Annotated in this window: 12 protein-coding genes; 4 read left to right on the forward strand and 8 right to left on the reverse strand. The window is 71.6% G+C overall.

The genetic code is table 11. The annotated features are described in order from the left end of the window. Window positions 1-32: 32 nt before the first annotated feature. Together Q5762_RS23590 and Q5762_RS23595 are read right to left on the reverse strand one after the other, a co-directional pair. On the reverse strand, window positions 33-248 hold the full coding sequence (locus tag Q5762_RS23590) for a heavy metal-associated domain-containing protein (RefSeq protein WP_315894212.1): 216 nt from the start codon (window positions 246-248) through the stop codon (window positions 33-35). Further along, window positions 245-451: a hypothetical protein gene (locus tag Q5762_RS23595; protein WP_315894213.1), complete on the reverse strand. Its 207-nt coding sequence runs from the start codon at window positions 449-451 to the stop codon at window positions 245-247. The genes Q5762_RS23590 and Q5762_RS23595 overlap by 4 nt, the downstream gene beginning before the upstream one ends. Before the next feature lie 105 nt (window positions 452-556). Here Q5762_RS23595 and Q5762_RS23600 point away from each other — a divergent pair, with 105 nt between their 5' ends. The 3 genes from Q5762_RS23600 (at window position 557) to Q5762_RS23610 (ending at window position 3087) form a co-directional block, all read left to right on the forward strand. Beyond that, the gene (locus Q5762_RS23600) at window positions 557-961 is read left to right on the forward strand and encodes a heavy metal-responsive transcriptional regulator (RefSeq protein WP_315894214.1); all 405 of its coding nucleotides are present in this window, start codon (window positions 557-559) and stop codon (window positions 959-961) included. An 83-nt stretch (window positions 962-1044) separates the two neighbouring features. Beyond that, the gene (locus tag Q5762_RS23605) at window positions 1045-1572 is read left to right on the forward strand and encodes an NUDIX hydrolase family protein (RefSeq protein WP_315894286.1); all 528 of its coding nucleotides are present in this window, start codon (window positions 1045-1047) and stop codon (window positions 1570-1572) included. Between the two features lie 156 nt (window positions 1573-1728). Then, on the forward strand, window positions 1729-3087 hold the full coding sequence (locus Q5762_RS23610; protein ID WP_315894215.1) for an AMP-binding protein: 1359 nt from the start codon (window positions 1729-1731) through the stop codon (window positions 3085-3087). Window positions 3088-3191: 104 nt separating this feature from the next. Here the strand turns inward: Q5762_RS23610 and Q5762_RS23615 are convergent, their stop codons facing one another. From Q5762_RS23615 to Q5762_RS23640, 6 genes are all read right to left on the reverse strand, one after another. Next, complete coding sequence (locus Q5762_RS23615; RefSeq protein WP_315894216.1) at window positions 3192-3695, reverse strand: hypothetical protein; 504 nt, start codon at window positions 3693-3695, stop codon at window positions 3192-3194. Next, on the reverse strand, window positions 3692-4834 hold the full coding sequence (locus Q5762_RS23620; protein ID WP_315894217.1) for a caspase family protein: 1143 nt from the start codon (window positions 4832-4834) through the stop codon (window positions 3692-3694). Before Q5762_RS23620 ends, Q5762_RS23615 begins: the two co-directional genes overlap by 4 nt. A 206-nt stretch (window positions 4835-5040) precedes the next feature. Continuing rightward, the gene (atzF, locus tag Q5762_RS23625; RefSeq protein ID WP_315894218.1) at window positions 5041-6741 is read right to left on the reverse strand and encodes an allophanate hydrolase; all 1701 of its coding nucleotides are present in this window, start codon (window positions 6739-6741) and stop codon (window positions 5041-5043) included. Continuing rightward, window positions 6738-10325, reverse strand: coding sequence for an urea carboxylase (uca, locus tag Q5762_RS23630; RefSeq protein WP_315894219.1), 3588 nt, complete (start codon window positions 10323-10325; stop codon window positions 6738-6740). The genes atzF and uca overlap by 4 nt, the downstream gene beginning before the upstream one ends. 5 nt (window positions 10326-10330) lie before the next feature. Further along, window positions 10331-10981, reverse strand: coding sequence for an urea amidolyase associated protein UAAP2 (locus tag Q5762_RS23635; protein ID WP_315894220.1), 651 nt, complete (start codon window positions 10979-10981; stop codon window positions 10331-10333). Continuing rightward, complete coding sequence (locus tag Q5762_RS23640) at window positions 10978-11820, reverse strand: urea amidolyase associated protein UAAP1 (RefSeq protein WP_315894221.1); 843 nt, start codon at window positions 11818-11820, stop codon at window positions 10978-10980. Before Q5762_RS23640 ends, Q5762_RS23635 begins: the two co-directional genes overlap by 4 nt. 157 nt (window positions 11821-11977) lie before the next feature. On the opposite strand from Q5762_RS23640, the gene Q5762_RS23645 reads away from it, so the two are divergent. After that, window positions 11978-12664, forward strand: a complete 687-nt coding sequence (locus Q5762_RS23645; protein ID WP_315894222.1) for a helix-turn-helix domain-containing protein — start codon at window positions 11978-11980, stop codon at window positions 12662-12664. The last annotated feature ends 12 nt before the right edge of the window (window positions 12665-12676 follow it).

Genomic DNA, 12676 nt, shown 5'->3' on the forward strand with positions numbered 1-12676 from the left:
GCCCGGTTCCCGGTGAGCCTGGCCGAGTCCGGTCAGGCAGCCGGGACGGCGGTGTAGCCGGCCGTGGCGATCGCTTCGATGATCCGCTCGGCCGGGACCGGGTGGTCGAGTTCGACGACGGTGCGTTCGGTCCGCACGTCGGTGGTGCTGGCGGTGACGCCGGGCAGTTCTTCGATCTCGTCGTCGATGAGGAGACCGCAGCTGCTGCAGTGCATGCCTGCGACGGCGAATTCGAGGCGGAGGGTCATCGGCTGGTCTCCTTCGGAGGCGCGGTACGGGGGCCGATCAGGACCGTAGGCGAACCGCACACGCCCAGCACCTCGGCCTCCGCCTCGTCGGCCACCTCGACCAGCTCCACCTCGGCTTCGCGTCCGTCCAGCGCGGCGATGACCCGGTCGAGCGCGGGCCGCGCGTTCGGGCACTCCGCCACCGTCAACACCCTGATCCGCATCGCCCCGGTCCTCCCGTTCCGTTCCTCGTCCTCCGTTTCTCGTCCACAGCACTCCCGAGGCTAGACCTTCCAGCGCACTGGAAGGTCAAGGGCTAGTCTGGAGGTATGCGCATCGGCGATCTCGCCGCCCGCACCGGGCTGACGACCAAGACCCTCCGCTTCTACGAGGACAGCGGGCTGCTGCCCGCGCCGCCACGCACTCCCAGCGGCTACCGCGACTACCCCGAGCACGCGGTGCCCCGGCTCGGGTTCGTCCGCGACGCCCAGCGCGCCGGCCTCACGCTCGCCGAGATCCGCTCGGTCCTCGCCCTGCGCGACGACGGCCATGCCCCCTGCACCCACGTCACCGGCCTCATCCACCAGCACCTGGACGACATCGACCGGCGTATGGCCGAACTGGCCGCCACCCGCGACGCGCTGCGCACGCTCGCGGACCGCGCCGCCCGGACCGACCCCGCGGCCTGCGGCGCGGACGACATCTGCACCATCCTCGCCCCGGCCCAGCCCTAGACCGCTCCGAACCCCACCCGCCCGGCAGACACAGTTCCTGGGCCGAGCGCCGACAGGGAAAGTATGATCAAGCGATGTCTGACATGACGGAGACCACCCCCGGCTGGCTGGCCCACGACGAGCTGGAATCGGCCAGGGCCCGGATGCCCATCCTGTACGTCGAGGCCGTGCCCGTACGCGTGGACGACAGCGGCGAAGTCACGAGTATCGGACTTCTCCTGCGGATCGGGGCGGAAGGAACGATCAGCCGCGCCCTGGTGTCCGGCCGTGTCATGCACCACGAGCGGGTCCGTGACGCGCTGCTGCGCCACCTGGAGAAGGACCTCGGTCCGGTGGCCCTGCCTCGCGTGCCCGCCTCCCCGCAGCCCTTCACGGTCGCCGAGTACTTCCCCACGGCGGGCGTCACCCCGTTCCACGACCCGCGCCAGCACGCGGTGTCCCTCGCGTACGTCGTGCCCGTGACCGGGGACTGCCGCCCGCGCCAGGACGCCCTGGACCTGGTCTGGTTCAGCCCGCGGGAAGCAGCCTCACCGGCCGTCCAGAACGAGATGCCCGGTGGCCAGGGGATGTTGCTGAAGCAGGCCCTCGCGTATGTGGGACACGCGTACTGAGCGTTTCTCCTGGTCATCGGCGCGGATTGGATCTTCCACCCATGGAGTTCCGCGCCGATGGTTCGGAACGCGCATTGAGTACGGGGATGTTCACGGATTGGATTGCCACGGTTCACCCGGTGACGCCCCCTGCTCAGGGGGACGAGAAGGAAGCGGATGGCATCCATGCTCAACGGCTGCACCCCCTGGCCCGAGGAGTTCGTCGACCGCTACTGGGCGGTCGGGCACTGGCGCGGCAACACGCTGGACAACCTGCTGCGGGGCTGGGCCCTGCAGTACGGGCCACGGACCGCCCTCGTGCACGGCGACACCCGCCTCACGTACGCGGCGCTGAACCGGCGTGTGGACCGCATGGCCGCCGGATTCCGGCTGCTCAACCTGCCGCCGGGGCAGCGGGTCGTCGTCCAGCTGCCGAACGTGCCCGAGTTCGTCGTCACCGCGTTCGCCCTGATGCGCGCGGGCGTAGTCCCCGTGTTCTGCCCGGTCTCGTACCGCGCGTCCGAGGTGTCCGACCTCGTACGGGTCGCCGAGGCCGTCGGCTACATCGGTCCTTCGACGTACGAGGGCTTCGACCATACGGCGATGGCCGCGGACATCGCGGCCCGAAGCCCCTTCCTGCGGCGGGTCTTCACCCGTGAGGCGCCGGGCACCTCTTCCCCGTACGGCGGTTTCACGACCGACACGTCCGGCTGCCACTACTTCCCGCTGAGCTCGATCGACGCCCCGCCCGCGCCGGCGCTGCGGCAGAACGCCGACCAGGTCGCGTTCTTCCTGCTGTCCGGAGGCACCGGCGGGGCGCCGCTGCTCGTTCCGCGTACCCACGACGACTACGCCTACCAGGTGCGGGCCACGGCCGAGTTGGTGGCACTCACCGAGGACGACGTGTATCTCGCCGCGCAGCCCGCCGAGTTCCACTTCACCTACGGGTTGCCCGGCGTCGTCGGCACGCTCTCCGCCGGCGGCACCGTCGTCCTGGTCGAGGACCCGGGTCCCGCCGCGTGCTTGCCGGTCATCGAGCGGGAGCGGGTCACCGTCACCTCGTTGGCACCCGCCGTCGTGCGGCGCTGGCTCGACGCGACGCCGAAGGTCCGGGCCGACGTGAGCAGTCTGCGCCTCGTGCAGACCGGCGGCGCGCCGCCGTTGCCCCGGGAGACCGCCGTACGCGTCGGTGCCGAATGGGGATGTCGCCTGCAGCAGGTGTTCGGCAGGCCCGAGGGGGTGCTCACACTCACCCGGCCCGACGATCCGGTCGAGACCGTGCTCACCACGCAGGGCCTCCCGCTGTCGTCCGACGACCAGATCCGCATCGTCGACGCCGACGGCAAGGACGTGCCCGACGGGGAGACCGGCGAACTCCTCGCTCGCGGTCCCGCCACCCCGCGCGGCTACTACCGGGCGCCGGACCACAACGCACGCGCCTTCACCCCCGACGGCTATCTCCGCACCGGCGACCTCGCCCGGCGCACCCCGGACGGCAACCTGGTCGTGACGGGCACGAACGCCCGGCACACGTGACCTCGGCTGCGTGGGGCAGCCCGTCTCTTCCCGCTGCCTTCCGGTTCCGTCCCGCAACCGGATTGCGGTGGCGGTGGGAACCTGGCGGGGCTCGAGTCCCGCACTCAGAACTCCACGGTGATGAAGCCGTCCTCGTCCTCCGGCGCGGGAGCCCGCACGTGGTATCCGAACTGTTCCTCAAGGCTCCTGACATCCCAGTTCGAGGCACGCGCACGGTAGTTGAAGACAAGATCCTTCGTTTCCCCGCCGTGTTTGAGGATCCGGGCGATGGCGATGTCGTCGGGGTGGCCGTGGCGAGAACCGTTGGTGGAGTGCGACTCGTACGGCGAGTCCACCATGTTGAGCGTGACCGGGGTCGAAGGGCCCTCGCGTGCCTCCGCGTCCGCCGAGAGCACGATGCCGGACGGAAGGCGCGCGGACACGACGTACCGCCCCGGCGGCACGTCGTACTCCTTGGGGGCGGGAGTGTCTCCGCAGGGGATCAGGATGTTGTTCCTCGTCACGCCCTTGGAGTCGGCCGGATAGATGTCGCCGACGATCATCGCGCCGTCGGCGATGTCGTTCTCGTAGTCCGACAGCAGAAGACTGACGGCGAGAGTCGCGCTCATGGCTTGGCCAATCCGATGTGGCGGATCGGTGGGTGGCTGACAAGGGAGGCCGTGCGTACGTCGCCGAGGCCGACCGTGGCCTTGATCTCATAGGTTCCGAGCGGCAGATCCTGGGCCCACTCGGCGTTGCGGGTCTCGGGTTCGGACACGGGGCCCCGCCGGCGGTCCTGCTGGCCGGACCGCCGGAGGACGAACTCGGCGAGATCGTTGTCGTCGGCCGGGTCGCAGCCGATGAAGACCGGGACGACCGGGTCGTGCGTCAGCACATGGAAGTCGAAGTTGAACGCCTCCGGGTTGACCGGTACCTGAACTCCGGGGACCCTGCCCGCGAACTGACGCTCTGCCATGAAGAGCCGCATCGCCATCGACAGGGAGTCCACGCTGACGCGCCAGACGTTGTTGTGAATGTTCTGGCTGCCGGGGCCCTTGAGGCTCCGGATAAGTGGTTCCGTGAACAGGCTGACGGAGTCGGGCCGTGCGTGGGACTTCTCGCCGTCCAGCGTGGAGTAGTAGACGGCGTGCTGGCGCTTCCTCACGGATCCCTCGGGGCGGTCCTCCCCGCCGGCGATGGGGACCTTCCCCCGGGAGTCCGTGCCGAACTGGCTGATGAGCCGGTCGGAGCTGGCCCGGCAGGCATCCACGAAGAAGATCTGCTGGCTGGCGAGACACCGGTTCAGTCCCCTCCAGAGCCCGCCGAAGTCCAGCGCGCCGTTGAAGGGGTTCTCCTCGTCGGCGAACATGTCCGAGGCGAAGAGGGACACGTCGACGCCCTGGGAGACGCCGTGGCCGCAGAAGTAGAAGATGAGCCGGTGGTCCTCGTCAGCGTCGCCCCTGCGCTTCCACTCCCTGACCGCCGCCTCGATGTTCTCGATGGTTGCGGCTTGGACGACATGCTCGTCATGCGTCGTCGGATGGACGAAGGGCGAGGGTATGGCCTCACTCAGCAGCAGCGCCACACTGGCCAGCGGCTTGAGCGGTTCGTTGTAGCCGTTGATCAGCCATGTCACGAACTCGCGCGCCGACAGTGGTGGCGAGGACAGCTGCCGCATTCCCGCGGCCCCGACATGGGTGGTCGGGGACTCACCGCCGTCCAGATGCGTGTACTTCCCGACCCCGATGACGAGCGCGTGCGTGGACATACCCGTTGAGAGCATCCATGGCCGATGGCCACATCGCCGCCGCCCTCGGCCTGGACCGGGTCGTCTCCGTCGGAGGGGAAGAGGCCCACTGGATGCACCAGGCCGCGACCAGTGCCGGAGCGCGCGTCGTACACCTGCCTGCGCATCTCCCCAACTGGCGCCCAGCAAAACGGCTCTGTTCCATCATCAGGCACTCCATGAAGCGGTTACCCAGCAGATGCCGCGCCACGGCTGACGCGGTCCCACTCCTCCATGGACTGGAGGGCGGCGCGCCAGCCGCCGTACGAGGTGATCTCGCGGGCGTCTCCGAGAGCCTGCGGCTCGCAGAGGAAGCCGGCCACGAAGCTGCCGTCTGCGAGTTCGACGCTGCCGAGCGCCATCGGGCGGGGCAGCGTCGCGAGGAGCGCGCCGAGCCCCTCGGCCGGCAACTGCCACACCTCGGCCTCGATCGCGGCACCGCCTTCGCGGATCCGGACCAGTCCCGGCTTGGGAGGCGCCGTGGCCAGGGCGTACAGCCGGTAGGCGGGCGCGGTCGTGGTCGAGCGCTCCAGCCGGCCGCCCAGGGAGAGCAACTGCCCGTTCAACGGCTGCCCGGACAGGTGCGCACCTACCACCGCCAGTCGCAGCGGTGGGGCGGTGAGGATGCCTGCGATGCGGGCGAGCCGCTCGTCCGTGAACGCCGGGCCGATCAGCATGACGCCGAACGGCAGCCCGTTCACATCGCCGGCCGGGACGGCGACCGCCGCCAGGTCGAACAAGTTGGTCGAGTTGGTGAACCGGCCGAGCCGGGCGTTCGTGCCCAGGGGGTCTGCCGCGACCTCCACGAGCGTCGGGTGCCCGGGTGTCGTCGGCAGAAGCAGCGCGTCGGCGTCGCCGAGCGAGGCCAGGGCCCTGGTACGGAGGGAGGACAGCTTCTCCCGGTCGGCGTAGAGGCGGTGGGCGGGGACCTCTCGAGCCCGGGAGATGATGCCGGCCACCGTGGGGTCGAGGTCCGCCGAACCCGCGTCTACGAAGGTGCCCACGGCGGTGTAGCGCTCGGCGACGAACGCCCCCTCGTACAGCATCGCGGCCGCCTCGGTGAACGGCGCGAGGTCGACAGGCCGGAGTTCGGTGCCCGCTTCGGCGAGCCGGGCCGTGGCCGCCTCGAATGCCTCGGCCCAGCCCTCGTCCAGCTCACCCAGTTGCCCCGGCCCCGGCCCCGGCCCCGGCACTGCGATCCGCCACGGTCCCGGGCGGCGCTGCTCCAGGGCGGGGAGTTCGCGCGCCGACGGCGCCGCCATGAAGGACAGCGCCCGCTCGGCCTCCGGGAGCGTGCGGGCGAAGACCGTCACACAGTCGAGCGACGCGCAGGCCGGGACGACGCCCTCGGTCGGTACCAGTCCGCGCGTCGGCTTGAGCCCGACGATGCCGTTGAAGGCCGCCGGAACCCGGCCCGAGCCCGCGGTGTCCGTGCCGAGCGCGAAGTCCGCGATCCCCAGGGCGACCGAGACCGCCGAGCCGGACGAGGAGCCGCCGGAGACGTACGTGGGGTCGACGGCGTTGCGGACCGCGCCGTACGGGCTGCGCGTGCCGACCAGGCCGGTCGCGAACTGGTCGAGGTTCGTGGTGCCGAGGAGCACCGCGCCCGCCGCCTTCAGGCGCGCCACCACCGGGGCGTCGGCTTCCGGCCGGTAGGCGTACGAAGGGCAGCCGGCCGTGGTCGGGAGCCCGGCCACGTCGATGTTGCCCTTGACCGCGAACACCGTTCCTGCCAGCGGCAGCCGTTCGCCGACCGCGGTCTTCGCGTCCACCGCGGCGGCGTCCGCCTCCGCCTCCTCCTGCGGGCGCAGGCCGATCCACACCTCGGGCCGGTCCACCTGGGCGATGCGGGCGTACGCGGCCCGTACCCGCTCCACTGCGGTGATCATGCTGTCGCCTCCGCGGTCTCGACGGGAGCGAGGACGACGAGCGCGGTGCCCGCCTCGACCTGGCTGCCCGGTTTGATCAGGACCTCCGCGACGATGCCGTCGGCGGGTGCCGGTACCGGCGCCTCCATCTTCATCGCCTCCAGCGACACCAGCTGCTGACCCGCCGACACCCGGTCTCCGACTTCGACGTCGACCTGCCAGACGCAGGCGGTGAACTCGGCCTCGACCAGTCGGCCGCCCTCGGGCACCTCGACGTCGGCGGCCGGGGGCGTGACCTCGGAGGCCGCCTCGGCGCGGGCGAACTCGCCGGCGGCCTCCCAGGCGTCGCGCTCGGCACCGAACGCCGTGCTCTGCCGGGCCCGGAACGCGGCGATCGACGCGGCGTTCCGGTCGAGGAACGCGCGGTACTCGGCGAGCGAGAAGGTGCCCTCCTCGGTCTTCGGGACGAAGCGGCCGGAGATGATGTCCGCGCGCAGTTCCAGGAGTTCGTCGGGCCCGACCGGATACCACTTGATCCGGTCGAAGAACCGCATCAGCCAGGGCTTGCCCGGTTCGAAGGCGCCGCGCTGCTGCCAGCCCGACCACACCTGCGTGGTGCGGCCGACGAACTGGTAGCCGCCCGGGCCTTCCATGCCGTATATGCACAGGTAGGCGCCGCCGATGCCGACCGAGTTCTCGGCGGTCCAGGTGCGGGCCGGGTTGTACTTGGTCGTGACCAGACGGTGCCGGGGGTCCAGCGGTGTGGCGACGGGGGCTCCCAGGTACACGTCGCCCAGGCCCAGGACCAGGTACTCGGCGTCGAAGACGGTGCGGTACACGTCGCCGGTGTTGTCCAGGCCGTTGACGCGGCGGATGAACTCGATGTTCGAGGGGCACCACGGGGCGTCGTCGCGCACGCCGGCCGTGTAGCGGGCGATGGCCTCGCGGGTCGCCGGGTCGTCCCAGGAGAGCGGCAGGTGCACGGTCCGGCTGGGCACGACCAGTTCGTCGGTGGCGGGGAGTTCCTCCTCCACGCGCAGCGCGACGTCGAGGAGTTCGTGCTGCGGCAGCACGTCGGGGTCGGTCTGGATCTGGAGCGAGCGGATGCCCGGTGTCAGGTCGACGACGCCGGGGAGTCCGAGCGCGGCCAGCGACTCGGCGAGCGCGTGGACGCGCATGCGCAGCGCCAGGTCGAGCTGCATGGGCCCGTACTCGATGAGGAGGTTGTCGTCGCCGCTGCGCCGGTAGGTGACCGCCGGACGGCCTTCGTTCTCCTCCAGACGCGCGAGGACTCCGCCGTCGACGATGGCCTCACGGTCGGCCCGCGGGGCCGAGGCAGGTGTGCGCCGCAGCTCGCCCGCCGCCGCAGTGGTGACCGGTACGAAGCGGACCGTGTCGCCGGGCCGGAGCTGGCCGAGCTTCCAGCGCTGCCCGGTGACGACCGTCGCCGGGCAGACGAAGCCGCCGAGGGAGGGGCCGTCGGGGCCGAGGAGGACGGGCATGTCGCCGGTGTAGTCGACGGCGCCGACGGAGTACGGCGTGTCGTGGATGTTCGACGGGTGCAGGCCCGCCTCGCCGCCGTCCGTACGGGCCCAGCGTGGCTTGGGTCCGACCAGGCGGACGCCGGTGCGGGCCGAGTTGAAGTGCACTTTCCAGTCCGCGGCGTAGAAGTCGCGGATGTCGTCCTCGGTGAAGAACTCGGGTGCGGCGTGCGGGCCCTCCACCGCACCGATGCGCCAGGCGGCGTCGAGAACCGGCCGCTCGTCGAGCGGGACGACGCAGGTTTCCGTACGGGCTTCGCCGCCGTGCAGGACGTCGCCCGCGCGCAGGGCGCGCCCGCCGTGTCCGCCGAACCGGCCGAGGGTGAAGGTGGCGGCGCTGCCCAGGAACTCCGGTACGTCGAGGCCGCCCGCGAACAGTACGTAGGTGCGCAGTCCCTGTTCGTCGGGGGCTCCTACGGCGAGGGTCTGTCCGGCGTCGACGGTGACGGGCTCCCACTGCGGTGCGGGGTTGCCGTCGATCGTCAGGTGTGCGGGGGCGCCGGTGACGCAGACCGTCGTCGGGTGGGTGAACCGCAGGGAGGGGCCCTGGAGGGTGCACTCCAGGCCGGGCGCGCCCTCGTCGTTGCCGAGTGCGGTGTTGCCGAGCCTGAAGGACAGGTCGTCCATCGGACCGCCGGGCGGGACGCCGACCTGCCAGTAGCCGGTGCGTCCGGGCCAGTCCTGCACGGTGGTCAGCGTGCCCGGGGCGACGACCTCGATGCGCGGGGTCGGGTCGGTGACGGCGGCGAGCGAGGCGGTCGAGTGGCCGGCGGCGCGTACGGCGGTGTCCTGGAGCGCGGCCCGCACCAGGCCGAGGTTCGTCTCGATGCCGTCGACGCGGGTCGCGGCGAGCGCCGCGTCCAGCCGGTCGAGTGCCTGGGCGCGGTCGGCGCCGTGCGCGATGACCTTGGCGAGCATCGGGTCGTACGCGGTCGTGACCTCCGTACCCGTCTCCACCCAGGTGTCCACGCGGACGCCCGCGGGGAAGGCGACGCGGGTCAGCAGGCCCGCGCTCGGGCGGTGGTCACGGGAGGGATCCTCCGCGTAGATACGGGCTTCGACGGCATGTCCCTCGGGCGACGGGGGTTCGCTGACGACCGCGGTGTCGCCCTGCGCCAGCCGCAGCATCCACTCGACCAGGTCGACGCCGTAGATCTCCTCGGTGACCGGGTGCTCGACCTGGAGGCGGGTGTTGACCTCCAGGAAGTACGCCTCCTCACAGGCGGCGTCGTACACGAACTCGACCGTGCCGGCGGAGCGGTAGCCCACCGACGCGCACAGGTCCCGGGCGGCTGCGGCGAGGCGGCGTCGGACACGATCCGGAAGGCCGGGCGCCGGCGCCTCCTCCAGGACCTTCTGGTTGCGGCGCTGCAGCGAGCAGTCGCGGTCGCCGAAGGTGACGACCTTGCCCTGCCCGTCGCCGAAGACCTGCACCTCGACGTGCCGGGCCCGCTCCACGAGCCGCTCCAGGAAGACGCCGGCGGAGGAGAAGGAGGCCGCGGCCACGCGCTGTACCCGTTCCCAGGCGTCGGCGAGGTCGGCCGCGCAGTGACAGGCCCGCATGCCGATGCCGCCACCGCCGCCGGTCGCCTTGAGCATCACCGGGTAGCCGATCTCCTCGGCCGCCGCGAGGGCCGCTCCCAGCTCGGGGAGGAGGCCGGTGCCTGGCGCGAGCGGCACCCCCGCCGCTTGAGCGGCGGCGCGCGCGGTGTGCTTCGCTCCGAACAGCTCCAGCTGTTCGGGGGTGGGGCCGACGAAGACGATGCCGGCGTCGGCGCAGCGGCGGGCGAAGTCGGCGTCCTCGGACAGGAACCCGTAGCCGGGGTGGACGGCGCCTGCGCCGGTGTCCTTCGCGGCCCTCAGGACCAGGTCGGCGTCGAGGTAGGACTCCTTGGCGGGCGCCGGGCCGAGCCGGACGGCCTCGTCGGCCAGCCGGACGTGCTCGGCGCCGCGGTCGGCGTCGGAGTACACCGCGACGGTGCGCAGGCCGAGCTGCCGGGCCGTGCGGATGATGCGTACCGCGATCTCGCCGCGGTTGGCGACCAGCAGGGTGTCGAACGTCATCGTGGTCAGACCTCGTCGCTGTCGTCGGGCTCGGTGATCGTCATCCGTACGGCCGTCGGCTCGAATCCGTTGCAGGGGTTGTTGATCTGCGGGCAGTTGGAGAGCAGCGCCAGGACGTCGGTCTGGGCACGGAGCACGACGCTCAGACCGGGGGCCGAGATGCCGTCGACAATGCCGAGGGTGCCGTCCTGCTCGACCGGCACGTTCATGAACCAGTTGATGTTGGAGACCAGGTCGCGCTTGCCGAGCCCGTGCCGGGCGCCCTCGGCGAGGAAGTTCTCCACGCAGGCGTGCTGCGACCAGGTGTGGTGGCCGTAGCGGAGGGTGTTGGACTCCTTTGAGCAGGCGCCTCCGATGGTGTCGTGCCGTCCGCAGGTGTCCTCGACGACGGTCATCAGCGGGGTGTGCTCGTTGGACACCAGCACCGAGCCGGTGGTCAGGAAGAGGGTGCCCTGGGCCTGGATCGTGTCGGGGGCGCTGTAGCGCACGGAGGTGTCGTGCGCGTCGTAGAGGAGGAAGTCCGCGGCCTGGTTGCCGTGAAGGTCGGTGATGGTCAGCGACTGGCCCTTACGGACGACCGCGGACCAGGCAGCGCGGGCGGGGACCGTGTCGTCGGAGACGACACGGTCCCCGCCCGGAAGGGCGGTGGTGGTCATACGATCCCCCTGGCGGTGAGGTGGTCGGCGGTGTTCAGGAAGGCACGGCGACCTTCGGGAGTGGCGTCCCACAGCGCGTCGCCCGGGGCGGTCGGGCGGGCCCGGTACGCGAGGACGCCGAGGTTCCCGCAGACGTACTCGGGGTGAGGGTCCAAGGGGTGCGGGACGTTGGCGACGAGGACGGTGACGTCCTGCTCGGCGCGGAGCGTGACGCTCCCGCCGGGGCCCGCGGAGCCGGTGAACCGGGTGGAGCCGTCCTCGTCGATCCGTACGCCCTGGAAGAAGGAGACGGACGGCGGAAGGTCGCGCGGGTCGAGGCCGTTCTTCAGGGCGGCGAGCTTGAACAGTTCGCGCCCCGCTGGGGAAGCCGACTGCGGGGTCCCGTCCCCGTACCGCTCGGTGTTGCGCGCGAGGGTCGAGGTGCCGGTGAGGGCGTCGTGCCGGCCGGAGGTGTCCTGGACGAGGGAGGCGAGGACCCGGCCCTGGTCGGACAGGAGCAGGTGCCCCGCGCCGAGGTACGCGTTCCAGAGCACCTTGACGGTGTCGGCCACGTTCAGCCGCTCCCAGGGGCGGTCGGCGCTGTGGAGCAGGACGTGCGCGCAGGCGTCACCCGTGACGTCGGTCAGTCGCAGCTCGGTGCCACGGGCGAGCACCTTGTGGGTGTAGGTGCCGCCCGCCACGGTCTCGGCCCACACGACGTCCCCGGCGGCCACGCCCTCGGGCGGCGCCGGCCAGCTGCTCGCGGGCAGGACGGGCATGGCGTCGACCCACGTGCCCTCCTGGGCGCGGGCGTGATCGCGCGCGCCGTGTGTCGACGCTGTCGCTGACGGTGTCGCCATCGCTCAACCTCCGGTCCGGGAGTAATTTCTGTCGCTTGACAGAAATTAGGGAGCAGTCGCTTCACGGCCATTGCCCTTGCGTTTCGGGTCGGTTACCGGAAGCTCACCCGAGGCCTCGTCCCGGAGGGAGCCGCCCGGCCTGTGCGAGGATCACCGGGTGACCACGCCCACCAGCAGAAGAGTCGGCCGACCGCGGGTCCAGGAGCGTCCCGCGAGCGGCCTTGAGCCCCGCGACGAAGTCCTGGCCGCGGCGGCCGAGCTGTTCACCACCCGTGGTTACACCGCGACCTCCACCCGCGCGATCGCCGAGCGCGCCGGACTGCGGCAGGCGTCCTTGTACCACTACTTCGACGGCAAGGAAGCGATCCTCGCGGAGCTGCTCGAAGGAACCGTCCGCCCCTCGCTCGAGGTGGCGCGCGGGCTGGTGTCCCACGCGGAGGCGGCCCCGGAGGCACACCTGTGGGCCCTGTGCCACTCCGACGCGGCGCTGCTGTGCGGCGGACCGTACAACCTCGGGGCGCTCTACCTGCTGCCCGAGGTGCGGACGGACCACTTCGCCGACTTTCACCGGGTCCGGTACGAACTCAAGGAGTGTTACGGGGAGTTGTTGGCCGCCACGGAGCCGGGAGCGGCGCTCGGCGCGGAGGACCTGGCGCTCCGGACGGACCTTCTCTTCGGCCTCACCGAGAGCGTGATCCTCATCCGGCGCGGCGACCCGGCCCGCGACCAGCGGGCCCTGGCGCCGGCCACGGCCGACGCGGCACTTCGGGTGGCGGGCGTGCCGCAGCGCTCCCTGGCACGGCTGCGCCGCGAGGGGCGGCGGCTCCTCGCGGCGGATGCCTGACCCGGCGGCCGT

It is taken from the genome of Streptomyces sp. P9(2023) (assembly GCF_032436795.1).
In the GTDB taxonomy this organism is placed as follows: Bacteria; Actinomycetota; Actinomycetes; order Streptomycetales; family Streptomycetaceae; genus Streptomyces.

Coding starts and splice junctions, on each gene's coding strand:
- Q5762_RS23590 (WP_315894212.1), bottom strand. CDS start 248: ATGACCCTCCGCCTCGAATTCGCCGTCGCAGGCATGCACTGCAGCAGC.
- Q5762_RS23595 (WP_315894213.1), bottom strand. CDS start 451: ATGCGGATCAGGGTGTTGACGGTGGCGGAGTGCCCGAACGCGCGGCCC.
- Q5762_RS23600 (WP_315894214.1), top strand. CDS start 557: ATGCGCATCGGCGATCTCGCCGCCCGCACCGGGCTGACGACCAAGACC.
- Q5762_RS23605 (WP_315894286.1), top strand. CDS start 1,045: ATGACGGAGACCACCCCCGGCTGGCTGGCCCACGACGAGCTGGAATCG.
- Q5762_RS23610 (WP_315894215.1), top strand. CDS start 1,729: ATGGCATCCATGCTCAACGGCTGCACCCCCTGGCCCGAGGAGTTCGTC.
- Q5762_RS23615 (WP_315894216.1), bottom strand. CDS start 3,695: ATGAGCGCGACTCTCGCCGTCAGTCTTCTGCTGTCGGACTACGAGAAC.
- Q5762_RS23620 (WP_315894217.1), bottom strand. CDS start 4,834: ATGTCCACGCACGCGCTCGTCATCGGGGTCGGGAAGTACACGCATCTG.
- atzF (WP_315894218.1), bottom strand. CDS start 6,741: ATGATCACCGCAGTGGAGCGGGTACGGGCCGCGTACGCCCGCATCGCC.
- uca (WP_315894219.1), bottom strand. CDS start 10,325: ATGACGTTCGACACCCTGCTGGTCGCCAACCGCGGCGAGATCGCGGTA.
- Q5762_RS23635 (WP_315894220.1), bottom strand. CDS start 10,981: ATGACCACCACCGCCCTTCCGGGCGGGGACCGTGTCGTCTCCGACGAC.
- Q5762_RS23640 (WP_315894221.1), bottom strand. CDS start 11,820: ATGGCGACACCGTCAGCGACAGCGTCGACACACGGCGCGCGCGATCAC.